Here is a 24,970-nt window from a genome sequence, read left to right as displayed (position 1 = left end):
CGATATGCTCGGCGCCCATGAAGATCCTCGTCCGTTGGTTGTTGTTGGCAGGTGCGCTGTTGCTGGTGGCGCACCTCTACCCTGGTGTCGTCGTCAGAAGCTTCACGTCGGCGCTGATCGCGGCGCTGGTGCTGGGCCTGCTCAACACGCTGCTGCGGCCCGTGCTGGTGCTGCTGACGCTGCCGGTGACGGTGCTGACGCTGGGCCTGTTCCTGTTCGTCATCAACGCGGTGATGTTCTGGACGGCCGCGTCGGTGCTGGACGGCCTGGCCGTCACGGGTTTCGGCGCCGCGCTGATCGGCTCGCTGATCTACAGCCTGTGCGGCATGGTCATCGACGTGGTCATCGAGCGCGTGTTCCCCGACTGACGGCGCCCCTCGCCGGGTGCGGCTCCGCTGAACGCGGGCAAGGCCAGGCGGCCGGTCGCTCAGCCCGCGGTTGACGTCAGTCCGGGAGCTCGACGTCGGGTGGGATGTAGCGGCCCTTGTACATCTCGGCCAGGATGCCCTGGCGTTCGTAGACCAGCGTGCGCAGCCGCGCGTCGATGACGGAGGCCTCCACCTGGTCTGCGTCCGGCCCGCGTGACTGGCGCAGGCCGGAGCGCAGCCGGTCGATGGCGCCGTTCAGGTCGCCCGCCGCCGCATGCATCTCGGCCTGGGCGCGCACGGCCCGCAGCGGCTGGCCGAGCCGGGTCCACAGCAGGGCCAGCTTGGACCAGGCGAGCGCATCGTGGGGCTCCAGGCTGACGTGTGTCTGCAGTTCATCAGCAGCCTCGCGCAAGGCCGGGCCGGCCGTGTCCGCAGTGCCGCTGGCCAGCGCCAGGTCAACGCGCTGCATCAGCATGGGCCGCGACTTCTCGCCCTTCAGCGTGTCCAGCGCGGCCAGGCCCTCGGCAGGCCGCCCGCGCGCCTGGGCCAATTCGGCACGCAGGTAGATCAACTGCCGCAGGGCCGCGGCCGTCTCGGCGGGGCTGGGGCTGATGAGTTGCAGCGTCAGTTCGGCGCTGCGCAGCGACGCCTCCGCGCGGTCGAAGTTGCGCAGCTTGATGGATGCCAGTGCGGCGGCGTAGCGTGCGCCGAGCTGCTCATAGCCGTTGCCGCCGTCCTTCAGGTTGCGGGCACCGGCGTCGTAGTTCTCCAGCACCTTCCAGGCTTCGACGCGCGGGTCCATCAGCACGCGCGAGCGCGCCGCCATCAGCGCGTGCTCGGCCAGTCCGCGCGGGCGCGCGAAGGGTTCGAGCGCCAGCCGCGTGCGGGCGTCGCCGATGCGCTCGCTGGTCAGCGGGTGCGAGCGCAGGTACGGATACGCGCCCGAGTCCATCAGGTGGTAGGCCTGGTCCATGCGCTCGAACATGCTGACCATGCCGCTGCCCGCGAAGCCGGCCTCGACCAGCACGTTGAAGCCCACGCGGTCGGCCTCGCGTTCCATGTCGCGCGAAAAGTTCAGGGACAGCTGCGTGGCCGCCGCCTGGCCGCCGACGATGCCCGCGTTGGCCATCTCGATGTTGCCGCGCGACGCCGCCAGCACGCCCAGCAGCATGCCGGCGATGGCGATCATGCTGTTGCGCGACTCGCCGGCGATGCGCCGTGCGATGTGGCGCTGCGTGATGTGGGACAGCTCGTGCCCCAGCACCGAGGCGAGTTCGTCCCGCGACGACGTCATCGCGATCAGGCCCAGGTGCGTGCCGACGAAACCGCCCGGCAGCGCGAACGCGTTGATGCTCTTGTCGCGCACCAGGAAAGGCTCCCATGCGAAGCGGGCCTGGGTCTCGTCGCCGATCTGCCCCAGCTTGCGCGCCGCCTTGACGAGCGGGTCCCAGATGCCGTCCAGGTACTCCTGCAGCAGCGGGTCCAGCACATAGTCCGGGTCGATGCGGATCTGGCGCATCACCTGGTCGCCCAGCCGGCGCTCGGCGCCCACGTCGAGATCCTGCGACACCGAGTCGCCCAGCGCCGGCAGGTTGACCTGCGCATTCAGCGGCGCGCCGGGCAGCAGCAGGCTGGCGGCAGCGAGCAGGCTGAGCAGGGGACGGGAGGCGAACTTCTTCATCGTCATCGGGCAACGGCGTGAGCCATGAGCGAGCCTCCTATGATGCCTGCAACCGCTTGCCCCTTTGTTTCCAGGCACGACCAGGCCCCTCGCCCAGACGCGCACCGCTGAACGCGAGCGCGACTGGTCGGTCCCCCGAGGGGACGGCGATGCTCGCGGCATCGAGCCGCAAGCACATCGCCCCACGGGCCGGCTTGGGAGCGGCCCGGCGCTCGGCCCGACAGACGGAATTTCGACATGAGCAGTCCTCTCACCCATTTCGACGCGCAAGGCCAGGCCCACATGGTGGACGTGTCGGCCAAGGCCGAGACGCACCGCATCGCCGTCGCGGCCGGCGAGATCCGCATGAAGCCCGAGACCTTCGCGCTGATCGCCAGCGGCACGGCGAAGAAGGGCGACGTGCTGGGCGTGGCCCGCATCGCGGCCATCCAGGGCGCCAAGCGCTGCGCTGACCTCGTGCCGCTGTGCCATCCGCTGCCGATCACGCGCGTGGCGGTGGACTTCGAGCTCGACGAGCCCGGCAGCCGCGTGCTGTGCCGCGCCCAGGTCGAGACGTTGGGGCGCACCGGCGTCGAGATGGAGGCGCTGTGCGCCGTGCAGGTGGGCCTGCTGACCGTCTACGACATGTGCAAGGCGGCAGACCGCGGCATGGTCATCGGCCAGGTGCGCGTGCTGGAGAAGCACGGCGGCAAGTCGGGCGACTGGACGGCGCAGGTCTGAGGCGTCACGAGAGGCCGGCCTGTCTGAGCGTCTGCACCAGCATGCGGTGCAGGCTGTCGACGGCCGCCGAACTGCGCGACGCGCGGCTGCGGTAGACGGCCACCTGCATGGGCTCCAGCGGCCCCAGGCCGTGCGCTGCGCCCAGGATCTGCAGGTGTGCCGGCGCGCTGCACTGCGTCAGCGCCGCGATGGCCAGACCGCTCTCGACGGCGGCGATCTGCCCCGCCAGGTTGGAGCTGTTGTAGACCATGCGGTAGGGCCGTCCCTGCTGCGCCAGCGACTGGACGGCGCTGCGCCGGCCCAGGCTTGCTTCCTCATAGACGGCGATGGGCAGCGGGTTGCGCGTCCACACGTCGAACTGCGGCGAGCCCACCCACACCATGGGCTCGTGGAACAGCAGCGTGCCGCGGCGGGCGTGGTCGCGCGACACCAGCGCCAGGTCCAGCTCGCCCCGCGCCACGCGTGGGATCAGCGCGGTGGATTGTTCGCAGTCGAGCTGGATCTCCACGCCCGCATGCCGCGGCGCGAAGCGCTTGAGCACCGGCGTGAGGTACTTGCTGGCGTAGTCGTCCGGCACGCCCAGGCGCACGACACCGGTGACCGCCTCGCCCTGCAGCGCCGCCTGCGCCTCGGCCTGCAGGTCCAGCATGCGCCGCGCGTAGCCCAGCAGCACCTGGCCCTCGTGCGTGAGCTGGAGCTGGCGCGGGCCGCGCAGCAACAGCTGGCAGCCGAGCGCGGCCTCCAGCTTCTTGATCTGCATGCTCACGGCGGATTGCGAGCGATGGATCTCGGGCGCGGCGGCCGACAGCGAGCCGGCATCCACGGTGGCGACGAAGCACTTCAGCCAGTCGGTCTGCAGGTCAGGCAAGTTTCGATCAACGAATGGAATGGTCTTGAATTATCCGCTTTTCACGATATTGAAGGCCGGGCACATTGGCGGCGCCATGTCCTTGCACCACCCGCCCACATCGCCCCGGCCTGCCGCGCTGGACGCCCGTGCAGCAGGCGTCATGACGCTGCTGTGCCTTGTCTGGAGCCTGCAGCAGGTCTCGCTGAAAGCCATCGCCCCGCAGGCCACCCCCATGCTGATGGTGGCGTTGCGATCCGTGGTGGCCGTGCTGCTGTTGGTGGCGTTGATGCGCCACCGTGGCGAGGCGGCGAATCGCGACCGCTGGAAGCCGGGCCTGCTGGCCGGTGCGTTGTTCGGTGTGGAATACCTGTTGGTGGCCGAGGCGCTGCGCCTCACGCACGCCTCCCACGTCGTCGTCTTCCTGTACACGGCGCCCATCTTCGCAGCGCTGGGCCTGCAGTGGCGCCTGCCGGCCGAGCGGCTGGGCGCGTGGCAGTGGCTGGGCATCGCACTCGCCTTCTGCGGCACGGCGCTGGCCTTCCTCGGCGGCGACGCCTTCTCTGCGGGCGCCGACCGACGGGTGCTGCTGGGCGATGCCCTGGCGCTGCTGGCTGGCGTCGCCTGGGGCGCGACCACGGTGACCCTGCGCTGCTCGGCGCTGGCGCGTGCGCCGGCCACCGAGACGCTGCTCTACCAACTGCTCGGTGCCGTGGCGCTGCTGCTGCCCGGGGCGTGGTTGACGGGGCAGTGGCATGTCGAATTCACGCCCGCCGTGTGGCTACACCTTGGCTTCCAGAGTCTGGTGGTGTCGTTCGCGAGCTTCCTGACCTGGTGCTGGTTGCTGCGCCGTTATCGGGCCACGCAACTGGGCGTGTTCGCCTTCCTCACGCCGCTGTTCGGCCTGGTGTTGGGCGCGTGGCTGCTGGGCGAGCCGCTGGAGACGCGCTTCATCGCGGCCAGCGCGCTGGTGCTGCTCAGCATCGCCTGCGTCAGCGGCCATGCCGCGTTGTCGAAGCAACTGCGGCGGCTGCGCCGACGACCGCTCAGCGCAGCGTCCGCCAGTCGATGACACCCGAGGCCGGCTGGCACTGCGGCAGCAGCGGCGCCGAAGCGGGCTCTGCGCACACCGCGAGCCAGGTGTCGCCCGTCGGGTTGCGGAACTCGCGCAGCCGGTCGGCCAGGTAGCGGGCGCCGTTGAGGTCGCGCGTGGCCTCCAGCGAACGGGACCAGTGCATCAGCAACCTTGCATCGACGAGGCTGAAGGCCGTGCGCCGGGCGGCATCCAGCGCCAGGGCGCCCGGCGGGAAGCTGGTGGCGGCGGCGTAATCCGCCTGGTGGCTGAAGAACAGCGAGCGCTGGCCGGCGGCGACGCGCTCTTCCAGCGGCCCGGCATCGGCACTGGGCGCATAGATGACGGTGATGCGCTGGAAGTCCCACACGGCGAAGGCGCTGCCGGCGATCAGCAGGCCGCCGATCAGGTGCCAGGGCCACGCAGGGGCCGGTGCCACGCCTTCGTCGGCCGGCAACGCGAGACCCAGCGCAAAGCAGGCCGGCAGCAGGAAGTACGCATACCAGAGCGGGTATTCCAGCAGGCTGTGCAGCGCGATGGTCAGCACCAGCATCAACGCGGCGCGGCGCAGCGGCGCGTCCTCGCCGGCTCGCGCGGCACCGCGCCAGGCCTTCCACAGCGCCCAGCCCAGCAGTGCGAGCACGGCGCCCGCCCAGGGCAGGCCCAGCTCCACGGCCAGCTGCGCGGGCAGGTTGTGCGTGTGGTCGAAGAACGCGATGGGGCGCGTCGGGAACGGCGTGAGACTCCACGCGAAGTTGAACTCGCCCCAGCCGACGCCCAGCCACGGGTTGGCGACGGTCAGCGCCCAGGCGTCGCGCAGGATGGCCAGCCGCGACGGCGAGCCCGCACCTTCCGACAGGCGCGAAGCCGCGCCGAAGGCATGGCCGCTCTCGGCCGACCACTGCGCCATCAGCCACCAGCTCACGCCCAGCATCAGCGGCGTGGCCAGCAGGCTCAGCCGCGCGCTGCGCGACAGGCGGCGGTCCACCAGGCCCCACACGGCCAGCATCGCGATGCCGATGAAGCCGGTGCGCGACGCGCTCAGCACGACGGTGAAGACGAACGCGAACAGCAGCGCCGGCAGCGCCGCGCGCCAGCCGCGCCGTTCGGTCAGGAACACCGCCGCGACGGCGGCCCACATCATCAGGCTGGCGAGGTGATTGGGCTGGCGCAGGTTGCCGACCGCGCGGCCGGCGATGCCGGAGCGGGCGATGACATCGCCGTCCGCCAGCGCGGGCGCGAAGACCTGGATGAGGCCGATGGCGACGCTGGCCAGACCGGCCGCGAGCAAGCCCCAGCACAGCGCCTGCGCAGCGCGCAGGCGCGCCTCGCGCGACAGCCCCTGCGCAACGAGCAACACGGCCAGGCCGGCGCCGATGACGGCGGTGGCACCCAGGCCCAGCGAGGCCGGCAGCGAGCGCCACAGCACGGAGCTGAGCGGCGCGATGAGCAGCAGCAGCAGTGCGAGCGATGCGGGGCTCTTCAGGCCATCCCGCCAGCCCGGCGTGACGCGGGCCGCCAGCATGAGCGCAACGCCCCAGCCTGCGAGGGCCAGCAGTTGGTTGTACAGCGTGGCGGCCGGGGTCTGGTTGTAGGCCAGCAGGGGGGGGAGCGCGGCGGCAGCGACCAAGCCGAGCGTTGCGGCCTCAGCTGGAGCGAGGGTCTTGGTGGACATGGGCGCGCATGATGGCATGGGCGCCGGGCGGTGTTGCGCAGCCTCATAGCTGACCATCCAGCCAGAACCGGGGTCGTGGGATGCCGCGGGGGCCATAGGTGGCTGCATGTTCACCGACGTGAGGCTCCACAGACGAGCGTGCCTGCGCCAAAGCCAGGAGTGCCAGCACGAGTTGGCTGGTCACCAGCAGCCACGGCAGGCCCTGCCCAACTCGAAAGCACCACTTTGCACCTCGCGCCAGAGGGACTGTTTGCACTGGGGGGCGAGTGCGTAGCGCCGCCAGCATTTGCGCGTACAACCAGGCGACCCAGAGCTGCGAGACTGGCAGTACCAGATTTCCGGAAACCGTAGCGTCCACCATCACCGCAATGCTGATGGCGGCGAGGGCTTGGCATCGAGCACGGTCGCTAGCCTCTAGGCTGACCTTCGCCTGCTTCAGCAGCAGCGCCGCCGGTGTCAGCATCAGCAAGCTGGCCAGCACAGCGGCCGGCACGCCGTACTCGCTGGCCCATTGCAGGTAGATGTTGTGAGGATGGGTTGCTGGCGCCTGCGAAATGGTGGCCAGCTGCATGGGCCCGGCGCCCAGCCATGGCGACGATAGGATTCGATCGGTAGCGTACGACCACAACTTCAGCCGGGAGTGATCTTGCCCGGCCTCGGCAGCTCTGGCGAATGGCGTGTTCCATTCGAGGTGCGTCACGCGGGGTAGAGCTTCGAACAGCAATACGCTCAGCAGCAAGCCGCAGGCCAGGGTGGCGGCGAGCCGCAGCGCCTGAACCCGGGCGCCCGCCAGGGCCAACACCAGCACAGCAGCCATCCATGCCATGCCGGTGCCTCGCGCCACGCCCAGGTAAGCCAGGCCGATGTGAAACAGCGCTGCTGCCAAAGCCAGCCATCGCCATCGCTGTTGGCGCTTGTCCATGCTGAACATGATGACCAGCCACGGTACGAACACCGTCTGGGCGTGGTTCAAGAATCGAGGGTTGTTGAAGCCGATGTGCAGGGCGCGCGCGTCCAGCATCTGACCCGTTGCGAGTGCGGCGATGAAGATGACAAGCGCCACTGCGGCGTAAACCAAGGGTCCCGACGCCATCAGCCGCTCCAGCACCGCTGAACCTGGCCCGGCATAAGCTTGGCTCAGGCCCAGCATGAGTGCCACGCAGCCGAGGTGCAGACACAGGTCTTGCAAGGCGGCCAGCGGCGCGGGTGCCAGTGCACACGCAGCCAATGCAAGGGCCAGCAGCGCCACCGTGGCTGCTGCCAGCTGCGGTGGCAACCGCGGAGGCGCTTGGGAGAGCAGCAAGACACTGGCGGCCAGCATCAGCGAAAGTTGTACGGCCCGGGCAATGTCATGCGCCGCCCAGGCCGTCGAGATCCAGGGTGTGGTCAGCAGCGCCAAGGCGAGCAAGGCGAGCTGCGATTGCGACCCCAAGGTGCGGAGAGCGCGCATACGTAGCGGGTGGACGCCACCCGGCGGCGGCGTTTTGGCCGTGCCAGCCGCCAACAGGCTGGGTGAGTTCCGGCTTGCTGGCGGTGGCCGAAAACAAAAAAGGGGCCTGAGCCCCTTTCTGGTGATGTGCGAGCCGATCAGGTCGCGCTGTTCTTGGTGAAGGCTGCCAGTGCAGCCGCCTGCGTGACGGCGGACGCGTCGATGGTCCAGACCACAGAAGTGTCTTTGATAACGGGGGTCCACTTGACAGTTTTCCCGTCAACACCTGTGCCGATGCCTGATGCGAGGACTGCCGAAATCACGCCGGCGCTGCTGACGGAGGCCGACGCAACTTCGTTTGTTGCGCCGAATGTCGGGATGCCGGCACCGGTGTCCGAAGTGCCGCAAGCTGTCGCCGTACCACCGGAGGCGACACCAGCTTGTTGAATGCACAGGGCTACAGCCGTTTTCAACGCATCCACCGAGCTGAGCGCGTTGCCGACCTTGGCCTTGATGGTGTAGTCGCGGTATTGCGGAATCGCCACAGCAGCCAGGATGCCGATGATGGCCACGACGATCATCAGTTCGATCAGGGTGAAGCCTTGTTGGGCGCGTGCTTTCAGGTTCATGTCGGTACTCCGGGAGAAAGAGGTGGGTGGGGGTGAGGACACTTCCCTTGAATGCAGGGGGCGTGCCAGCTTCTGGCGGTGGGTGGCGCGTGAGAAACCACACGGACGGCTGCCGATCAGGCGCTGGCCTGACAAAAAACGTCACTTCGGGCTGACAAGTTGCGTCAGTCGGCGTGGCGCGGGCAGGAAACGTCAGAAACGAAAACGGCGCCCTGGGGCGCCGTGAGGAATGCGTCAGCAACGCGCTTCAGAACTGCATGTCCTGCCCTGCCGCCAGCGCAGAAATGGTGTGCGGGCTGTTCAGCGCGGCAATGCCTTGCATGACGGCTGCCATCTCGCCCGGCTTGATGTGGGTGATGCGCACGTCGACGCTGCCGGCCAGCTCGGCCAGTTCGTGACCCAGTTCGGCCGGGCACAGGTGCCGGCTGACGTGGGCCACCTCGGCCTCGTCGTCGCTGAACGCAGTCTCGATGACGAGGTGGGACAGGCGCAGGCCGGCCAGGCGGCGCCAGAGCGCCGGGTTGGGGCCGGTGTCGCCCGTGAACACCCAGTGGGCGTGGCCGCTCGCCGCGCCGCCATCCACGGCGAAGCCGACGGCCGGCACGGTGTGCACGGCCGGCAGCACTTCGATGGCGCGTCCGCCGATGTCGAGCCGGTCGCCGATCTGGAAGGGGTGCAGCGACAGCACGGGCGCGTCGCGGGTGGGCAGGGCGGTGAAGTCGGGCCAGATGACGCCGTTGAAGACATGCTGGCGCAGGGCCGCCAGCGTCTCGGGCAGGGCGTGGACCTGGATGGGCGGGCGGCCAGCGGCGGTGCGCAGGCGCAGCACGGCGTCGGCCAGCAGCGGGATGCCCAGCACGTGGTCCAGGTGGGAGTGCGTGAGCAGGATGTGGTCGACGGCGGCCAGCGCGTCCAGCGGCAGGTCACCCACGCCGGTCCCGGCGTCGATGAGGACATCGTCGTCGAGCAGGAATGCGGTGGTCTTGTAGCCTGCGGCAATGGCGCCGGAGCAGCCCAGGACGCGGATGTTCATGCGGTACGTTGGCTCGGGATTCAGGGGCCCCGCATCGCGCCGGGCATGGCCAGGAATGTACGCAGCCTGCAGGCACCGCACCCGGTCGGATTACCGAGTTGGGGGAGTCTCCACCGTGAGGAAGTCACACCCGCCCGCGAAGCCGGCCAGCCGTTGCAGCGACTGCCGAGTAACCGGCTTTTGCAAGAAGTCGTCGGCGTGGTCTAACCCTGCACGAACTGCATTTGCGTGCCGGCGAGTTCGATCAGGTCGCCGCTGCGCAGCGCGATCGATTCGCCCGTCAGCGGGATGCCGTTGACGCTGGGGCGCTGGTTGCCCTCGACATGCGCGAAGACGTAGCCGGTGGGCCGCTTGGTGATGGAGGCAACCTGCACGCCGGGCTTGCCCAACGTCGTGACGACCTTGGTCAGCGCGACCTCGCGGCCGGCGGCGGCGCCCGTCAGCACCTTGATGGAGGCCGGCCCGACGGCTGCGGCACCCAGGGAGCCGAACGAGGAACTGAGGCCCAGGTTCGGCGGCGCGCCGGAACCGGGCTTGAGGATCATCGTCTTCTCGTAGTCGCCGCCATCGTTGAGCAGGAACTTGATCTTGTACTTGCCGATCTCGACCGTGTCGTTGTCGGCCAGCAGCTGCTTCTTGATCGCCTTGCCGTTGATGTAGGTGCCGTTGGTGGAGTTCAGGTCTTCGATGAAGACATCGGCGCCTACCATCTGCAGCACGGCGTGCTCGCCCGAAACGGCCAGGTTGTCGATGACGATGTCGTTGTAGGGGCGGCGACCGAGCGTGGTCTTGTCCTTCGTGATCTGCACCTCCTTGATCACGACGCCGTCGAGCGAAACCACCAGTTTGCCCATGAATGACCTCAAGTTCTGTTGTACGTGCCGCGACGCTTCAGCCGGGGCCGGTCAATTGCTGCCACGTCGACCGAAGGGCCACCAGCCCCGCCCTTCGGTGCGTTGACGGCCCTCGGCGCGGGCCAGGATGAGCGCGATGTTATCCCGGCCGCCCGCGTCGTTGGCCGCATTGATCAGCGCGCGCGCCGCCTCGGGCAGCGCCGGATTGCCGCTGAGCAGGTTGGCCAGTGTGTCGTCGTCCAGCATGTCGGACAGGCCGTCGGAGCAGAACAGGTAGGTGTCGCCTGCCTGGATCTCGTGCAGGTGCAGCTCCATCAGCACCGTGTCCTCGACGCCGATGGCGCGCGTGACGAGGTTCTTGTTGCTGGAGAAGGCGGCTTCCTCGACGGTGAGCAGGCCGGCGTCGATCTGCTCCTGCAGCAGCGAATGGTCACGCGTGATCTGCATCAGACGGCCGGCGCGCAGCCGGTAGCCGCGCGAGTCGCCGACGTGGCCCAGCAGCAGGCCTTCGGCGCGAAACACGCCCAGCACCAGCGTCGTGCCCATGCCGGCGTAGTGCGGGTTGGTGTTGGCGGCGTTGAAGATGGCGCGGTTGGCGTTGTCCACGCAGATGTCCATCGCGCGCTTGACCTCGCCGGCCCGGGCCTCGCGGCCGGCATCCTTCAGCCAGCGGCCCAGTTCGGTGTTGATGAAGCTGGTCAGCATCTGGCTGGCCACTTCGCCCGCGTTGTAGCCGCCCATGCCGTCGGCCAGCACGGCCAGGCCGGCGGCTTCGTCGAGGGCGACCGAGTCCTCGTTGTTGTCGCGCGCACGGCCCACGTCGGTGGCGCTGAAGAACTCCAGGATCATGAGGCTTGCGGAGGCTCGTGGGGCACGCCGGGTTCGGCGCAAGAGCGCGGATTCTGCCCTGCTTCCCCGGGCGTCAGGCGCAGTGTTTGCGCGAAGGCTGTGCCGTGGCTTGCGGTCGCGCCAGGCTCGGCGGGCTCGGCCTGCAGGTCCATGACGAGCACGGCTTCCAGGTCGCGCGCCATCTGCTCACCGCTGCTGTAGCGCAGCTCCGGGCGTTTTTCCAGCGACAGGGCCAGCACCAGCGCCAGCGATTCCGGCAGGCCGGGGCGGTGGGTGCGGATGTCGGCGGCCGGCTCGGTGGCGATCTGCTGCATCAGCCGCGCCATCGAGTCGCTCTGGTGCGGCAGCATGCCGCAGAGCAACTGGTACAGCAGCACGCCGAGCGAGTAGAGGTCGCTGCGGCCGTCCACCTTCAGCCCGGCGAGCTGCTCGGGTGACATGAAGGACGGGGTGCCGAGCACGAGCCCGGTGCGCGTGCGGCTGCCGTCGCCGACGCGGGCGATGCCGAAGTCCATCAGCTTCAGGCTGCCGTTGATGCGGTCCAGCATCACGTTGGCCGGCTTGATGTCGCGGTGCACGACGCCCTGGCTGTGCGCATAGGCCAGTGCGCGGGCCAGGCGCACGCCGATCTGCACGACCTCGCGCACCGGCAGCAACTGGCCGGCCTTGGCAAAGAGGCTGAGGTCGCGGCCCAGCACGTATTCGAGGGCGATCCAGGTGTCGTTGCCGTCCTGCCCGGCATCGACCACCTGCAGGATGTCGGGGTGCTCCAGCGCACGGGCCGCGTGGGCTTCGCGCATGAAGCGCTCGCGCACGTCGGCCAGGTCCTCGGCGGAGAACTCGCGGCTCAGCGCCAGGCGCTTGACGGCGACCTGGCGACCCGTGGATCGCTGGGTGGCCTTGTAGACGATGGCCATCGCACCGCGGCCGATCTCCGCACCCAGTTCGAGGTCGTGCAGGTCCGGCGGCGCCGTGGATGACGCTGGTGCCGCACCCGGCGCCGGCGTCTGCCGGGTGTCGGCCACGGGCGACGGTTCGCCGGGTGGCGCGTCGGCGCTCCGGCCCATCAGCCGTTGCCAGAAGCCACCCGCTTTTGCGGGTTTGTCGGCCTTGTCGGGTTTGCCGCCACTCGCCATGCGGTCGATCTTAGGCCGGCCCGGACTTGCCGCGGCGGGCCAGCAGCAGGCCGATGGCGACGACGAAGACCGCGCCGGTGATGCTGACGGCGTAGTCCAGGCCGTGCATGTGCGTCTCGAACCAGTCGTGCACCGCCGCGTCGGTCGTCGCCATCTCGCCAGCCACGAAGCCCAGCAGCGCCGCGCCCACGGTGATGATGGCCGGGAAGCGTTCCATCAGCTTGAGCAGCAGCGTGCTGCCGAAGATGATGAGCGGGATGGACAGGCCCAGGCCGATGACGAGCAGCAGGACGCGCACGTTCTCCGGCGCGCTGTTGGCGGCGGCCGCGACGGCGATGACGTTGTCCAGGCTCATGACCAGGTCCGCGATCAGGATGGTGCGGATGGCGACCCAGACGCTGCTGCTGGCCTTGACGTCGGCATCGTCGTCGTTGTCCGCCAGCAGCTGGATGCCGATCCACAGCAGCGCAGCGGCACCCAGCAGTTTCAGCCAGGGCAGCTGCAGCAGCTGCACGGCGAACAGCGTCAGCACGACGCGCAGCACGATGGCCGCGCCGCTGCCGAAGATGATGGCGCGCTTTTGCTGGTCAGGCGCCAGGTTGCGCGCGGCCAACGCGATGACGACCGCGTTGTCGCCGGACAGCAGGATGTTGACCCAGATGATCTTCAGCAGCGCAATGAGGAAGGCGGCACTGAACACGTCGATTGGCAAGTCCATGTCTTGGCGGGGCGGCAGGCGAAAAAAAGCCGCCGGTCGACCCGGCGGCTGGTGGGGGTGCGAGACCCGATTACAGCAGGGCCTTGAGCAGCTTGGCCATCTCGCTGGGGTTGCGCGTGACGGTGAAGCCGCACTCTTCCATGACGGCCAGCTTGGCGTCGGCGGTGTCCGCGCCACCGGAGATCAGCGCGCCGGCGTGGCCCATGCGCTTGCCGGGAGGGGCGGTGACACCGGCAATGAAGCCGACGATGGGCTTCTTCATGTTCAGCTTGCACCAGCGCGCGGCTTCCGCCTCGTCGGGGCCGCCGATCTCGCCGATCATGATGACGGCGTCGGTGTCAGGGTCGTCGTTGAAGGCCTTCATCACGTCGATGTGCTTGAGGCCGTTGATCGGGTCGCCGCCGATGCCGACCGCCGTCGATTGGCCCAGGCCGATCTCGGTCAACTGCGCCACGGCTTCATAGGTCAGCGTGCCGGAACGCGAGACCACGCCGATGCGGCCCTTGCGGTGGATGTGGCCCGGCATGATGCCGATCTTGATTTCTTCCGGCGTGATCAGGCCGGGGCAGTTGGGGCCCAGCAGCAGCGTCTTCTTGCCGCCGGCCGCTTCCTTGGCCTTCATCTTGTTGCGCACTTCCAGCATGTCTCGCACCGGGATGCCTTCGGTGATGCAGATCGCCAGGTCCAGGTCGGCCTCGACGGCTTCCCAGATCGCGGCGGCGGCGCCTGCGGGCGGCACGTAGATGACCGAGACGGTCGCGCCCGTCTGCGAGGCGGCTTCCCTGACGGTCGCGTAGATGGGGATCTCGGAGAACTTCTCACCGGCCTTCTTGGGGTTCACGCCGGCCACAAACGCGTTCTTGCCGTTGGCATAGGCCTGGCAGCCCAGCGTGTGGAACTGGCCGGTCTTGCCGGTGATGCCCTGGGTGATGACCTTGGTGTCTTTGTTGATGTAGATGGACATGGATCTGTTCCTAGTCAGTTGGGGACAGAGCTACTCGCGAGTACGCTCGGGCCGTCTGTCCCGCAAGGTCATTAAGCGACGGCGGCGACGATCTTCGTGGCCGCTTCGGCCATCGTGTCGGCCGCGATGATGGGCAGGCCGGATTCGGCCAGCATCTTCTTGCCCAGCTCTTCGTTGGTGCCCTTCATGCGCACGACCAGCGGCACTTGCAGGTTCACGGCCTTGCAGGCGGTGATGACGCCCTCGGCGATGGTGTCGCACTTCATGATGCCGCCGAAGATGTTGACCAGGATGCCCTTGACGGCCTTGTTCTTCAGCATGATCTTGAAGGCCTCGGTGACCTTCTCGGCCGTGGCACCGCCACCGACGTCCAGGAAGTTGGCCGGCTCGCCGCCGAACAGCTTGATGGTGTCCATCGTGGCCATGGCCAGGCCGGCGCCGTTGACGAGGCAGCCGATGTTGCCGTCCAGGCTGATGTAGGCCAGGTCGAACTTGCTGGCTTCGACTTCCGCCGGGTCTTCCTCGTCCAGGTCGCGGTAGGCCACGATCTCGGGATGGCGGAACAGCGCGTTGGCGTCGAAGTTGAACTTCGCGTCCAGCGCCATCAGGTTGCCCTTGGAATCGCAGTTCAGCGGGTTGATTTCAACCAGCGACGCGTCCGTGTCCATGTAGCACTTGTAGAGCTTGGCGAAGATGTCGACGGCTTGGTCGATGGACGCGCCGGTCAGGCCGATGGCGGCAGCGATCTTGCGCGACTGCGCTTCGGTCAGGCCCGCCAGCGGGTCGATCAGCTCGGTGATGATCTTCTCGGGCGTGGCGTGCGCCACTTCCTCGATGTCCATGCCGCCTTCGCTCGATGCGATGAAGGCGACCTTCTGCGTGCCGCGGTCGGTGACCAGCGAGACGTAGAGTTCCTTGTTGATGTCGGCGCCGTCCTCGATGTACAGGCGACGGACCTTCTGGCCCTCGGGACCGGTCTGGTGGGTCACGAGCTGCATGCCCAGGATGCCTTCGGCCTTGGCCTTGACGTCATCGATGCTCTTGGCCACCTTGACGCCGCCGCCCTTGCCGCGGCCACCGGCGTGGATCTGGGCCTTGACCACCCAGACCGGGCCGCCCAGCTTCTGCGCAGCTTCGACAGCTTCCTGCACGGTGAAGGCCGGGATGCCGCGCGGCACCGGCACGCCGAACTGGCGCAGGATTTCTTTGCCCTGGTATTCGTGGATTTTCATGGCTGGGTCTTTCGGGTCGGGAAGTCAGGAAGCGGTCGATGTTGGCGTTTGGGACCGGTGCCAACGCGGATAGAACTGGGCCACGGCCGCGCCGTCGCGGCGCAGTGCGTGGCAGCGGTCGAGCTGAAACGGCGGGTTGCCGTCGGTGTCACCCTCACGCGTGTCGATGACGGAGCCGGCCATCGCCTGGATGATGGCCGTGGGCAGCACGTTGCAGAGTTCGGTCAGGTGGGTGCAGCCGAGCGTGCCGCCCAGGCGCTCGCCCACGGCCTGCCTGAAGCCCTTCATCAGGTTCAAGCCGACCAGGCGGGCATAGGCGTCGCCATGCTCGTCGCAGGTGCCGGCATAGGGCATCGACAGCGTCTCGGAGGTGGCGGCGCTGATCGTCAGCGTCGCGTCCACCGTCAGATACAGGCGCATCTCGTGGATCGGGTCGCCCGCCTTGCGGGTCGTGCCGGCCAGCGGCACGTCGTGCGACTTCGTGTCGCTCAGGCTCGCTTCGACATCGAACAGGCCGTCATCGCGCGCGAACACCTGCACATCGAGGGCGCGGCGGTGCAGCGGGCGACGCTTGACGGACGGTGGGGCGGCGGTCATGAGGCGGGGTGGGGCGGGTCAACCCGGCGCGGACCGGGACGGCGGTTGCCTCGATGCCGGCAGCTGCGCAACCGGGCGGGAAGCAGGCTGGCAATCGGACGAACTGCCGTTTTTGAGCAGCCGGCAATGTAGCACGGAGGGTAAATCCTAGGGGTTGGCGCGCCTGGCGGAGGTCCCCGAGGCGCCATCCCCGTGCCAGGGGCAGCTCAATTTTTGCTGCGGCGCAGCACACGTCTGACGATGTCGGCCGCGAAGCCGCGGGCCATCAGGAAGCGTGTCTGGCGAGCCTGCTCGGTGGGTTCCATCGCGGGCTCGGGGCCGAAGCGCCGCAGCCAGACCTCACGCGCGCGTTCCAGCTCGGTCGAGCGCAGCGCGTCCTGCTGCTCGGCGTCCAGCCGCAGTCCGTGCTGGGCCAGTTCCTGCTGGATGCGTTGGGTGCCGAAGCGGCCGGCGCGCGCATGCACGCGGGACTCGACGAAGCGGCTCTCGCTCAGGTAGCCATCGGCCGCCAGCGTGTCGAGCAAGGCGTCGACATCCGTTTCGATAGGCGACGCCAGGGCGTCGTCATCTGCGACGGGCTTGACACCCTCGCCGATACGATCCGCCGCCGCCAGAGCGGCCAGCCGGATGCGCTGCTGCTCGATGCGCAGCAGCTTGCGTCGCAGTTCGGTGCGGCTGTGCTCGCGCTGGGCCAGCAGGCCGATGGCGCGAGCCTTCAGGGACAGCGGCGCACGCGCCACGGTGCCTGCTTACTCGCCTGCGGCCTCGGTCAAAGGCGCCACGCCCAGCGATTCGCGGATCTTGTTCTCGATCTCGCGGGCGACATCGGGGTTCTCGCGCAGGAACTCGCGGGCGTTGTCCTTGCCCTGGCCGATCTTTTCACCTTGGTAGGCATACCAGGAGCCCGACTTTTCGACGACCTTGGCGATGACGCCCATGTCGACGATCTCGCCCTCGCGGCTGATGCCTTCGCCGTAGAGGATGTCGAACTCCGCCGTCTTGAACGGAGGCGACACCTTGTTCTTGACGACCTTGACCTTGGTCTCGGAGCCGATGACTTCCTCGCCCTTCTTGATCGAGCCGATGCGGCGGATGTCCAGGCGCACGGAAGCGTAGAACTTCAGCGCGTTGCCGCCGGTGGTCGTTTCGGGCGAGCCGAACATGACGCCGATCTTCATGCGGATCTGGTTGATGAAGATGACCATGCAGTTGGCCTTCTTGATCGTGGCGGTCAGCTTGCGCAGCGCCTGGCTCATCAGGCGGGCCTGCAGGCCGGGCAGGCTGTCGCCCATTTCGCCTTCGAGCTCGGCCTTGGGCGTGAGTGCGGCGACCGAGTCGATGACGATCAGGTCCACGGAGCCGGAGCGCACCAGCGAGTCGACGATCTCGAGTGCCTGTTCGCCGGTGTCGGGCTGGCTGATCAGCAGGTCTTGCAGGTTGACGCCGAGCTTCTGGGCGTACTGGATGTCCAGCGCGTGCTCGGCGTCGATGAAGGCGCAGGTGCCTTGCAGTTTCTGCATCTCGGCGATGACCTGCAGCGTCAGCGTCGTCTTGCCGGACGATTCAGGGCCGTAGATCTCGACGACGCGGCCGCGCGGCAGGCCGCCGACGCCCAGTGCGATGTCCAGGCCCAGCGAGCCGGTGGACACGACCTGGATGTCCTCGATGACCTCGCCTTCGCCGAGACGCATGATGGAGCCCTTGCCGAACTGCTTTTCGATCTGGGCGAGGGCGGCCTGCAGGGCCTTGGCTTTTTCGGTGTTGAGGGCTTTGACCGGGGCGTCCATGCGAATCTCCGTGGGAATGGCGGAATTATGCGGCAATCTGTAGTTTTGTACAGTGGTTTGTCCGCCGTTTTGAGGATGTCCGGCGGTTGAGGTGAATGCTAGCCAGATGGTGGCTCAAGAGATGAGCCACCCCGCAGCGGCTTGCAACTCAATCGCACATAACATCGGCGGCGGAGACCCGAACATCATGCGCATCCTGATTGCCGAAGACGACCAAGTGCTGGCCGATGGGTTGCTGCGTGCCTTGCGCGCGTCCGGTTACGCGGTGGACCGCGTCGCGACCGGCAGCGAGGCCGACACGGCGCTGGCCACGCATGAGTTCGATCTGGTGATCCTGGACCTGGGCCTGCCGCGCCTGCACGGGCTGGAGGTGCTGCGCAAGCTGCGCGCGCGCGGCTCGACGATGCCGGTGCTGATCCTGACGGCGGCCGACAGCGTGGAGCAGCGCGTCAAGGGGCTGGATCTGGGGGCCGACGACTACATGGCCAAGCCGTTCTCGCTGCAGGAGCTGGAGGCACGCGTGCGGGCGCTGACCCGGCGCGGCCTGGGCACGGCCAGCAGCGTCATCAAGCATGGGCCGCTGACCTTCGACGCGACCGGCCGCGTGGCCTACATCCACGAGCAGATGCTGGAGCTGTCGGCGCGTGAGCTGTCGCTGCTGGAGGTGCTGCTGCAGCGCGCGGGGCGCCTGGTCAGCAAGGACCAGCTCGTCGAGCGGCTGTGCGAGTGGGGCGAAGAGGTGTCGAACAACGCCATCGAGGTCTACATCCACCGGCTGCGCAAGAAGATCGAGCAGGGGCCGATCCGCATCGCGACGGTGCGCGGCCTCGGCTACTGCCTAGAGAAAATCGCTTCTTAAATGTCCACTCAGGACGGCGCCAGCCCCGAACCCGGCTCGCTGGTTCGAGCGGGGGCCCCGGCGCCGCAGGGCTCGCTGTTCGGCGAGATCCTCGACTGGATGCTCGCGCCGCTGCTGTTGATCTGGCCGATCAGCGTGGCGTTGACGTGGCTGGTGGCGCAGGGCATCGCCAGCCGGCCGTATGACCGTGAACTGGGCGAGATGGCGCGCAGCCTGGGCCTGCAGGTCGCCGCGGCCGAGGCGCCCACTCGCGGACGCGACCGTTATGCGCTGGCGCCCGAGGCCGCGGCGCTGCTGCGGGCGGATGCGTCCGACACCGTGTTCTATCAAGTGCTGGGCCTGCGCGGCGAGCTGCTCAGCGGCGACGCGACGCTGCCCATCCCCGCGGAGGACGTGCCGCCCGTGCCGTGGGAGCTGCACTTCAGGGACGACGAGGTGGGCGCGGACGCCGTGCGCGTGGCCTACCTGTGGGTCGCGCCAGAGACTTCGGTGCCGGGGCAGGCCGTCGCCACGAAAACCATGCTCGTGCAGGTCGCCGAGACGCTGGGCAAACGGGCGCGGCTGACGAACGAGATCATCAAGGGCGTCATCCTGCCGCAGTTCGTCATCCTGCCGCTGGCGGTGCTGCTGGTGTGGCTGGCGCTGGCGCGCGGCATCGCGCCGCTGAACGAGTTGCAGCGGCGCATCCGTTCGCGCGACAGCTCCGACCTGTCCCCCATCGACGAGCAGCGCGTGCCCGACGAGGTCGCGCCGCTGGTGCAGGCCATCAACGACCTGCTCGCGCGGCTGGATTCGTCCATGAGCCGGCAGAAGCACTTCCTCGCCGACGCGGCGCATCAGCTGAAGACACCCCTGGCCGGGCTGCGCACGCAGGCCGAGCTGATCCAGCGCGAGATTGATGCCGGCCGAGCGTCGCCCGAGGAGATGAAGCGGTCGCTGGCCCAGATCGCCCGTGCCAGCGAGCGGGCGGCACACATGGTCAACCAGCTGCTGTCGATGGCGCGCGCCGAGGATGCCGAGCAGGGCATGCAGCGCGAGCCGCTCAACCTGGCGGAGATCGCCATCGACACGGTGCGCGACTTCGTGCCGCGCGCGCTGGAGCGGCGCATCGACCTGGGTTACGACGGCGTGCTGCCCGACGGCAGCCGGCTGCGCGTGCAGGGCCAGCCGGTGCTGCTCGGCGAGCTGATCCGCAACCTCGTCGACAACGCGCTGCTGTACACGCCGGCGGGTGGCGTCGTCACGGTGCGCGTGGTGGAGGACCCGTTCGGCCAGGTCGTCGTGCTGCAGGTGGAGGACACCGGACCGGGCATCGCGCCGGGCGAGCGCGAAAAGGTGTTCCAGCCGTTCTACCGGTCGCTGGGCAGCGGCGTGGAGGGCTCGGGCCTGGGGCTGGCCATCGTGCGCGAGATCGTGCAGCAGCACGATGCCGAGCTGACGCTGGACGACACCCGCGTGCGCCGTGCGGCGGGCGGCGAATCGCCCGACGGCCAGGGGCCGGGAGCCCGGTTCACGATCCGCTTCGCCGCCGGCATGCCCGCCGCCGAGTGACGCTGGATGCCCGCGTGCGGGTCAGGTCTTCACCAGTTTCCTGACGCGGGCGATGGACAGCAGCAGCCCCAGCGACAGCCCCAGCGTCACCATCGCCGTGCCGCCGTAGCTGATGAAGGGCAGCGGCACGCCCACGACCGGCAGGATGCCGCTGACCATGCCCATGTTGACGAACACGTAGGTGAAGAACGACAGCGTGATGGCGCCGGCCATCAGCCGCGTGAACAGCGTGGGCGCCTCGGACGCGATCACCAGGCCGCGCAGGATCAGCGCGGTGAAGCCCAACAGCAGGCCCAGCGCGCCCATGAAACCGAACTCCTCGCCGAAGGCGGCGAAGATGAAGTCGGTGGTGCGCTCGGGGATGAACTCCAGGTGCGTCTGCGTGCCCTGCATGAAGCCCTTGCCGGTCATGCCGCCGGAGCCGATGGCGATCTCGCCCTGGATGATGTGAAAGCCCTTGCCGAGCGGGTCCTTGCTCGGGTCCAGCAGCGTGCAGACGCGGTGCTTCTGGTATTCCTTCAGCACGGGCCAGGTCACGTCCGGCTCGCAGATGGTGTCCTCGCTGAGCACCAGCGCCGTCGCGCCGCTGGCGGCCAGCACGACGGCCGGCAGGATGAGCTTCCACGGCAGGCCGGCGAAGAAGATCACGTACAGCCCCGCGGCCAGCACGAGGATGCCGGTGCCCAGGTCCGGCTGCTTGGCGATCAGCAGGAACGGCAGCAGCAGCAGCGCGAACGCGGCGATGAAGTCCGGCCAGCGCAGCAGCCCCTCGCGTTTCTGGAACCACCAGGCCAGCATCAGCGGCGTGGCGATCTTGAGCAGCTCGGACGGCTGGATCTGCGTGATGCCGATGTTGAGCCAGCGCGTCGCGCCCTTCTTCGTGACGCCGAACACCGCGGTGGCGATCAGCAGCGTCACGCCGAACACGTACAGCGGGATGGCCAGCGCCATCAGCCGCTGCGGCGAGACCTGGGCGACGAGGAACATCAGGCCCAGGGCCAGCAGCATGTTGCGGCCATGGTCCATGAAGCGCGTGCCGTGGTCGTAGCCGGCCGAGTACATGCACAGCAGGCCCCAGCCGCACAGCCACAGCACGGCCAGCAGCAGCGGGATGTCGAAGCCGCTGAGCCAGGGCTTCAGGCGCTGCCACAGGGGTGGGCGTTCAAGGACGGTCATCGCGAGGCTCCCGATGCGGGGGTGGACGCCGCGGCCGGTGCCGAGGCGGCGGCCTGTCCGGGCAGCAGCGGCACGTCCGCCACGCGGCGCGGCGTGCCGATGGGCGCGAAGGTCTGGCCCAGCTGCGTCTTGGCGATGTCCTCCTCGCTGGGGTAGGTGCCGGTCAGCAGGTAGTCGAACACGCGGCGCGCGATGGGTGCGGCCGAGGCCGAACCCCAGCCGGCGTTCTCGACGATCAGCGCCAGCGCCACGGTCGGCTGGTCCACCGGCGCGAAGCCGACGTACAGCGAGTGGTCGCGCTTGCGCTCGTCGGCCTTGATGTCGCGGTACTTTTCGCCCGCCCGCAGGCCGATGGCCTGGGCCGTGCCGGTCTTGCCGCCGCTCTGGTAGGCGGCGCCCGCGAACACCTGGCGCGACGTGCCCTCCAGCGTCACGCCGTTCATCGCGTTGCGGATCACATCGACGTCCTGGGGTTTCAGCGGCAGCGGCGTCAACGCGTCGCTGGCGACGCGCCGCTGCTCGTGCTTCACCACGTCCTCGATCTCGCGCACCAGCCGCGGCTTGAAGCGCTGGCCGCCGGAGGCGATGGTCGAGTAGGCCGTGGCCATCTGCAGCATGGTGAAGTTGTTGTAGCCCTGGCCGATGCCCAGCGAGATGGTCTCGCCGGGGAACCACTTCTGGTTCGCCGGGCTCTTGCGGAAGTAGTTGCGCTTCCAGGCCTGGGAGGGCAGCACGCCGGTGACCTCGCCCTGCACGTCGATCTCCGTCTTGCGGCCCAGGCCGAAGGGCTCCAGCTGGTCGTGGATCAGGTCCACGCCCATCTCGTTGGCCAGGCTGTAGAAGTAGACGTTGGACGACGTGACGATGGCCAGCCGCATGTCCTTCGGGCCGGCGCGGTCGGTCTCCGGGCTGCCGAAGTTGCGGCCGCCGAAGCTGTAGGTCAGCGTGTCCATGATGACCGTGCCGGGCGCGCGCTTGCCGCTGTTCAGCGCGGCCATGGCCATCAGCGGCTTGAAGGTGGAGCCGGGCGGGTAGGTGCCGCGCAGCGCGCGGTTCAGCAGCGGCTTGTCCAGATCCTCATTGAGGTCGCGCCAGGCCTCGGCGTCGATGCCGTCGACGAACAAGTTGGGGTCGAAGCTGGGCTTGGAGACGAAGGCCAGCACCTCGCCGTTGCGCGGGTCGATGGCCACCAGCGCGCCGCGGCGGTCGCCGAAGAGCTTCTCCACCAGCGCCTGCAGCTTGATGTCGATGGACAGGTTCAGCGTGTTGCCCGGCGTGGGCGGCTTGTGGTCCAGCCGGCGCACGGCGCGGCCACCGGCGCTCGTCTCGACCTGCTCGAAGCCGGTGATGCCGTGCAGCTCCTTCTCGTAGGCCTGCTCCAGCCCGAGCTTGCCGATGTACTCGGTGCCGCGGTAGTTGGCGAGGTCGTCCTCGTCCCAGTCGTCCATGGCCTTCTTCTCGGCCTGGTTGATGCGGCCGATGTAGCCGATCAGGTGGGCGCCGACCTCGCCCAGCGGGTAGGAGCGGAACAGGCGCGCCTTGATCTCCACGCCCGGAAAGCGGAAGCGCTGGGCCGTGAAGCGCGCCACCTCCTCGTCCGTCAGCTTGGTGCGGATGGGCAGCGAGTCGGTGTGCTTGGCCTCTTCGGCCAGGCGCTTGAAGCGGCGCTTGTCGCGCGGCTGGATGTCCAGCACCTGGCCCAGCGCCTCGATGGTGGCGTCCAGGTCGATGACCTTCTCGGGGTTGATCTCCAGCGTGTAGGCCGAGTAGTTGCTCGCCAGCACGACGCCGTTGCGGTCCTTGATGAGGCCGCGGTTGGGCACGATGGGCACGACGGCGATGCGGTTGGACTCCGCGCGCTCCGCGAAGCTGTCGTACTGCACGATCTGCAGCCACACCAGCCGCGCGACGAGCAGCCCGAAGCAGAACAGCACGAACGCCACCGCCGCCAGCACGCGCATGCGAAAGCGCGACAGCTCCTGGTGGAGGTTCCTGATGACGACCACGGGCTACCCCCGAGCCCGCACGGCCGCCCGAAGGGCGAGGGGTGCCCCCTCGGGGGGCAGCGGGCGAAGCACGCGTGGGGGCATCACGTTCACAGGGGGCGGTGCGCGTCGGGATTCGGCGCGCGGCGCTGCGGGGCCAGCAGCAGCACGCTGGCGAGGGGCCACAACGCGGCCTCGAAGACCGGGGCCAGCAGCACGCCCCAACCCGGCCACATGCCGCCCACCACCATCCGCACGATCAGCGCCAGCACGTGGGCGGCGAAGAACAGCGGCAGCACCTGCACGGCCTGCTCGAAGAGGCTGAACCATGGCAAGCGGCGGTGCAGCGAGATCGCGCCGAAGCTCAGGCCGCTGTAGGCCAGCGCATGCTGGCCCAGCAGCGCGCCGTCGTGCACGTCGATCAGCAACCCGAACACGAAGGCCCACAGCACGCCGATGCGCCGTGGCTGGTGCACGCCCCAGAACACCAGCACCACGGCCAGCAGGTCCGGCATCGCGGCCACCCGCCCCACGGGCACCATGTCCACCATCAGCGCGACGACCAGCGTGAAGCCGATGAACCAGGGATTGGCGGGCAGCAGCAACTGGCCCGCAGCGCGCGGCATGATCATGGCGCGCTCCCTTCAATTCGTCCACCGGGCCGTCCCAAGGGCGAATTGGCCCCCTCGGGGGGCCGTCCGAGCGCCAGCGAGGCGGGGGGCTGGCATCCCAGCATGATCATGGCGTCGCTCCCGATGCCTTCGCGGCAGCTTTCTCGGCGGCCTTGGCCGCGCGTTCTTCCTTCTTCGCGGCGCGTGCGGTGGCCTTGGCCTCGGCGGCCGAGGCCGCTTGCGCAGCGTTGGCCACTTCGGCCTCCTGCTTGGCCGCCACATGGCGGTCCATGGGCTGCAGCACCAGCACATGGCGTGCGCTGTCGGGCTGCGAGATGGGCGCGAGCTGCACCTGGGCGAAGCTGGAGTCGCCGCGCCGCTCGACGACCGTGACCTTCGCGACCGGCAGGCCGGGTGGGTAGACGCCGTCCAGGCCCGACGTGGACATCAGGTCGCCGACCTTGACGTCCGCGTTCGCGGCCAGGAAGCGCAGCTCCATGCCCGCACCGTCCGCGCGGCCCCCGGCGGCGTTGCGCATCTGCGTGCGGGCGTTCAGCAGCGGGATCGCGGCCTCTTTGTCGGTCAGCAGCGTCACCTCGCTGGACAGCGGGTACACCCGCGTCACCTGGCCCAGCACGCCGGCCTCGTTGATGACCGGCGAGCCGGGCGCGATGCCTTGCGCCGCGCCGCGGTCGATGACGACGCGGCGCGAGAAGGGGTCGGGCGCCTCGAACAGGATCTCGGCGGCGATGGAGGGCACGGTCAGGGACGGCTGCAACGCCAGCAGCTTGCGCAGCCGGTCGTTCTCGACCTGCAGCGCCTCGGCGCGCGACAGCCGCTCGGCCTGCTGGGCGAGCTGGCGCCGGGCGAGGTCTTCCGCCGCCATCGCGCGCTTGGTGCCGCGCAGGTAGTCGCCGGCGTTCTCCCAGGCGTCCACCGGCGCCAGCAGCAGGCGCTGCACCGGGTGCAGCACCAGCGCCAGTGCGGCGCGGGCCGGCTGCATGAGCTTGAAGCGGGCATCGGCCACCATCAGCAGCAGCGCGAGTGCCGAGCACAGCGCGAGCTTGGTCAGCGCCGACGGGCCTTGCCGGAAGAACGGCGGGGGGGAGCGGTCGAGGGTGCCGAGGGGCATCGCGGAAAGACGAGGATGGCGCGCGTGGCGTCAGCCGAGCGACGGGCCGCTTTCGCCCTCACGGG

General features: G+C 68.9%; 24 protein-coding genes. 5 read left to right on the top strand and 19 right to left on the bottom strand.

Annotated elements, in window-relative coordinates; genetic code table 11:
• Positions 1-17: 17 nt before the first annotated feature.
• Positions 18-368, top strand: a complete 351-nt coding sequence (locus ACO07H_RS02295) for a phage holin family protein (RefSeq protein ID WP_422010694.1) — start codon at positions 18-20, stop codon at positions 366-368.
• A gap of 76 nt (positions 369-444) precedes the next feature.
• Here the strand turns inward: ACO07H_RS02295 and ACO07H_RS02290 are convergent, their stop codons facing one another.
• Entirely contained in the window at positions 445-2,049 is a 1,605-nt protein-coding gene (locus ACO07H_RS02290) for a M48 family metalloprotease (RefSeq protein ID WP_422010692.1), read from the bottom strand.
• Between the two features lie 237 nt (positions 2,050-2,286).
• Here ACO07H_RS02290 and moaC point away from each other — a divergent pair, with 237 nt between their 5' ends.
• Positions 2,287-2,769, top strand: coding sequence for a cyclic pyranopterin monophosphate synthase MoaC (gene moaC / locus ACO07H_RS02285; protein WP_422010690.1), 483 nt, complete (start codon positions 2,287-2,289; stop codon positions 2,767-2,769).
• Between the two features lie 4 nt (positions 2,770-2,773).
• Here moaC and ACO07H_RS02280 read toward each other — a convergent pair whose 3' ends face one another.
• Entirely contained in the window at positions 2,774-3,637 is an 864-nt protein-coding gene (locus ACO07H_RS02280; RefSeq protein ID WP_422010688.1) for a LysR family transcriptional regulator, read from the bottom strand.
• Positions 3,638-3,713: 76 nt separating this feature from the next.
• Here ACO07H_RS02280 and ACO07H_RS02275 point away from each other — a divergent pair, with 76 nt between their 5' ends.
• A complete protein-coding gene (locus tag ACO07H_RS02275; protein WP_422010686.1) occupies positions 3,714-4,688 on the top strand; it encodes a DMT family transporter in 975 nt (324 codons plus the stop codon).
• Here ACO07H_RS02275 and ACO07H_RS02270 read toward each other — a convergent pair.
• The 13 genes from ACO07H_RS02270 to recA all read right to left on the bottom strand — a co-directional run bounded on the left by ACO07H_RS02270 (position 4,663) and on the right by recA (position 17,591).
• The gene (locus tag ACO07H_RS02270; protein WP_422010684.1) at positions 4,663-6,363 is read right to left on the bottom strand and encodes a Wzy polymerase domain-containing protein; all 1,701 of its coding nucleotides are present in this window, start codon (positions 6,361-6,363) and stop codon (positions 4,663-4,665) included. The two genes, ACO07H_RS02275 and ACO07H_RS02270, sit on opposite strands and share 26 nt — an antisense overlap.
• Before the next feature lie 43 nt (positions 6,364-6,406).
• Entirely contained in the window at positions 6,407-7,762 is a 1,356-nt protein-coding gene (locus ACO07H_RS02265; protein ID WP_422010682.1) for an O-antigen ligase family protein, read from the bottom strand.
• Between the two features lie 188 nt (positions 7,763-7,950).
• On the bottom strand, positions 7,951-8,421 hold the full coding sequence (locus tag ACO07H_RS02260; RefSeq protein ID WP_422010680.1) for a pilin: 471 nt from the start codon (positions 8,419-8,421) through the stop codon (positions 7,951-7,953).
• Positions 8,422-8,668: 247 nt separating this feature from the next.
• A complete protein-coding gene (locus ACO07H_RS02255; protein ID WP_422010678.1) occupies positions 8,669-9,454 on the bottom strand; it encodes an MBL fold metallo-hydrolase in 786 nt (261 codons plus the stop codon).
• A gap of 203 nt (positions 9,455-9,657) precedes the next feature.
• Positions 9,658-10,308 carry an FHA domain-containing protein gene (locus ACO07H_RS02250; protein ID WP_422010676.1) on the bottom strand — a complete coding sequence of 217 codons (651 nt, stop codon included), beginning with the start codon at positions 10,306-10,308 and terminating at the stop codon, positions 9,658-9,660.
• A 51-nt stretch (positions 10,309-10,359) separates the two neighbouring features.
• Positions 10,360-11,157: a Stp1/IreP family PP2C-type Ser/Thr phosphatase gene (locus ACO07H_RS02245; protein ID WP_422010674.1), complete on the bottom strand. Its 798-nt coding sequence runs from the start codon at positions 11,155-11,157 to the stop codon at positions 10,360-10,362.
• Positions 11,154-12,224 (bottom strand): serine/threonine-protein kinase, encoded by a 1,071-nt coding sequence (locus ACO07H_RS02240; protein ID WP_422010672.1) that lies wholly within the window; start codon positions 12,222-12,224, stop codon positions 11,154-11,156. Before ACO07H_RS02240 ends, ACO07H_RS02245 begins: the two co-directional genes overlap by 4 nt.
• Positions 12,225-12,303: 79 nt before the next feature.
• Complete coding sequence (locus ACO07H_RS02235; RefSeq protein ID WP_422010670.1) at positions 12,304-13,011, bottom strand: YjbE family putative metal transport protein; 708 nt, start codon at positions 13,009-13,011, stop codon at positions 12,304-12,306.
• Between the two features lie 70 nt (positions 13,012-13,081).
• Positions 13,082-13,975, bottom strand: coding sequence for a succinate--CoA ligase subunit alpha (gene sucD / locus ACO07H_RS02230; protein WP_422010668.1), 894 nt, complete (start codon positions 13,973-13,975; stop codon positions 13,082-13,084).
• Positions 13,976-14,046: 71 nt separating this feature from the next.
• Positions 14,047-15,207: an ADP-forming succinate--CoA ligase subunit beta gene (gene sucC, locus ACO07H_RS02225; protein ID WP_422010666.1), complete on the bottom strand. Its 1,161-nt coding sequence runs from the start codon at positions 15,205-15,207 to the stop codon at positions 14,047-14,049.
• Positions 15,208-15,231: 24 nt separating this feature from the next.
• Positions 15,232-15,804, bottom strand: a complete 573-nt coding sequence (locus ACO07H_RS02220) for a DUF2889 domain-containing protein (RefSeq protein ID WP_422010664.1) — start codon at positions 15,802-15,804, stop codon at positions 15,232-15,234.
• 206 nt (positions 15,805-16,010) lie between these two features.
• A complete protein-coding gene (locus ACO07H_RS02215; RefSeq protein WP_422010662.1) occupies positions 16,011-16,544 on the bottom strand; it encodes a regulatory protein RecX in 534 nt (177 codons plus the stop codon).
• Between the two features lie 9 nt (positions 16,545-16,553).
• A complete protein-coding gene (recA, locus tag ACO07H_RS02210) occupies positions 16,554-17,591 on the bottom strand; it encodes a recombinase RecA (protein ID WP_422010660.1) in 1,038 nt (345 codons plus the stop codon).
• 187 nt (positions 17,592-17,778) lie between these two features.
• Here recA and ACO07H_RS02205 point away from each other — a divergent pair, with 187 nt between their 5' ends.
• Together ACO07H_RS02205 and ACO07H_RS02200 are read left to right on the top strand one after the other, a co-directional pair.
• A complete protein-coding gene (locus tag ACO07H_RS02205; protein ID WP_422010658.1) occupies positions 17,779-18,450 on the top strand; it encodes a response regulator in 672 nt (223 codons plus the stop codon).
• A gap of 99 nt (positions 18,451-18,549) precedes the next feature.
• Complete coding sequence (locus tag ACO07H_RS02200; RefSeq protein WP_422011645.1) at positions 18,550-20,001, top strand: sensor histidine kinase; 1,452 nt, start codon at positions 18,550-18,552, stop codon at positions 19,999-20,001.
• A gap of 21 nt (positions 20,002-20,022) precedes the next feature.
• Here the strand turns inward: ACO07H_RS02200 and rodA are convergent, their stop codons facing one another.
• From rodA to mreC, 4 genes are all read right to left on the bottom strand, one after another.
• Positions 20,023-21,177: a rod shape-determining protein RodA gene (rodA, locus tag ACO07H_RS02195; RefSeq protein ID WP_422010656.1), complete on the bottom strand. Its 1,155-nt coding sequence runs from the start codon at positions 21,175-21,177 to the stop codon at positions 20,023-20,025.
• A complete protein-coding gene (mrdA, locus tag ACO07H_RS02190) occupies positions 21,174-23,183 on the bottom strand; it encodes a penicillin-binding protein 2 (RefSeq protein WP_422010654.1) in 2,010 nt (669 codons plus the stop codon). The genes rodA and mrdA overlap by 4 nt, the downstream gene beginning before the upstream one ends.
• A gap of 89 nt (positions 23,184-23,272) precedes the next feature.
• Entirely contained in the window at positions 23,273-23,794 is a 522-nt protein-coding gene (mreD, locus tag ACO07H_RS02185) for a rod shape-determining protein MreD (RefSeq protein WP_422010652.1), read from the bottom strand.
• A gap of 106 nt (positions 23,795-23,900) precedes the next feature.
• Positions 23,901-24,905, bottom strand: a complete 1,005-nt coding sequence (gene mreC, locus ACO07H_RS02180; protein ID WP_422010650.1) for a rod shape-determining protein MreC — start codon at positions 24,903-24,905, stop codon at positions 23,901-23,903.
• Between the last annotated feature and the right edge of the window lie 65 nt (positions 24,906-24,970).

Source organism: Roseateles sp. (assembly GCF_965229315.1).
Lineage (GTDB): Bacteria > Pseudomonadota > Gammaproteobacteria > Burkholderiales > Burkholderiaceae_C > Pelomonas.
This window is presented reverse-complemented; position numbering and strand designations above follow the sequence as displayed.

Excerpts from the sequence above, each read along its gene's own strand:
- ACO07H_RS02295 (WP_422010694.1), top strand. The coding sequence starts at position 18 with ATGAAGATCCTCGTCCGTTGGTTGTTGTTGGCAGGTGCGCTGTTGCTG.
- ACO07H_RS02290 (WP_422010692.1), bottom strand. The coding sequence starts at position 2,049 with ATGAAGAAGTTCGCCTCCCGTCCCCTGCTCAGCCTGCTCGCTGCCGCC.
- moaC (WP_422010690.1), top strand. The coding sequence starts at position 2,287 with ATGAGCAGTCCTCTCACCCATTTCGACGCGCAAGGCCAGGCCCACATG.
- ACO07H_RS02275 (WP_422010686.1), top strand. The coding sequence starts at position 3,714 with ATGTCCTTGCACCACCCGCCCACATCGCCCCGGCCTGCCGCGCTGGAC.
- ACO07H_RS02270 (WP_422010684.1), bottom strand. The coding sequence starts at position 6,363 with ATGTCCACCAAGACCCTCGCTCCAGCTGAGGCCGCAACGCTCGGCTTG.
- ACO07H_RS02260 (WP_422010680.1), bottom strand. The coding sequence starts at position 8,421 with ATGAACCTGAAAGCACGCGCCCAACAAGGCTTCACCCTGATCGAACTG.
- ACO07H_RS02255 (WP_422010678.1), bottom strand. The coding sequence starts at position 9,454 with ATGAACATCCGCGTCCTGGGCTGCTCCGGCGCCATTGCCGCAGGCTAC.
- ACO07H_RS02250 (WP_422010676.1), bottom strand. The coding sequence starts at position 10,308 with ATGGGCAAACTGGTGGTTTCGCTCGACGGCGTCGTGATCAAGGAGGTG.
- ACO07H_RS02245 (WP_422010674.1), bottom strand. The coding sequence starts at position 11,157 with ATGATCCTGGAGTTCTTCAGCGCCACCGACGTGGGCCGTGCGCGCGAC.
- ACO07H_RS02240 (WP_422010672.1), bottom strand. The coding sequence starts at position 12,224 with ATGGGCCGGAGCGCCGACGCGCCACCCGGCGAACCGTCGCCCGTGGCC.
- ACO07H_RS02235 (WP_422010670.1), bottom strand. The coding sequence starts at position 13,011 with ATGGACTTGCCAATCGACGTGTTCAGTGCCGCCTTCCTCATTGCGCTG.
- sucD (WP_422010668.1), bottom strand. The coding sequence starts at position 13,975 with ATGTCCATCTACATCAACAAAGACACCAAGGTCATCACCCAGGGCATC.
- sucC (WP_422010666.1), bottom strand. The coding sequence starts at position 15,207 with ATGAAAATCCACGAATACCAGGGCAAAGAAATCCTGCGCCAGTTCGGC.
- ACO07H_RS02220 (WP_422010664.1), bottom strand. The coding sequence starts at position 15,804 with ATGACCGCCGCCCCACCGTCCGTCAAGCGTCGCCCGCTGCACCGCCGC.
- recA (WP_422010660.1), bottom strand. The coding sequence starts at position 17,591 with ATGGACGCCCCGGTCAAAGCCCTCAACACCGAAAAAGCCAAGGCCCTG.
- ACO07H_RS02205 (WP_422010658.1), top strand. The coding sequence starts at position 17,779 with ATGCGCATCCTGATTGCCGAAGACGACCAAGTGCTGGCCGATGGGTTG.
- ACO07H_RS02200 (WP_422011645.1), top strand. The coding sequence starts at position 18,550 with ATGCTCGCGCCGCTGCTGTTGATCTGGCCGATCAGCGTGGCGTTGACG.
- rodA (WP_422010656.1), bottom strand. The coding sequence starts at position 21,177 with ATGACCGTCCTTGAACGCCCACCCCTGTGGCAGCGCCTGAAGCCCTGG.
- mreD (WP_422010652.1), bottom strand. The coding sequence starts at position 23,794 with ATGATCATGCCGCGCGCTGCGGGCCAGTTGCTGCTGCCCGCCAATCCC.
- mreC (WP_422010650.1), bottom strand. The coding sequence starts at position 24,905 with ATGCCCCTCGGCACCCTCGACCGCTCCCCCCCGCCGTTCTTCCGGCAA.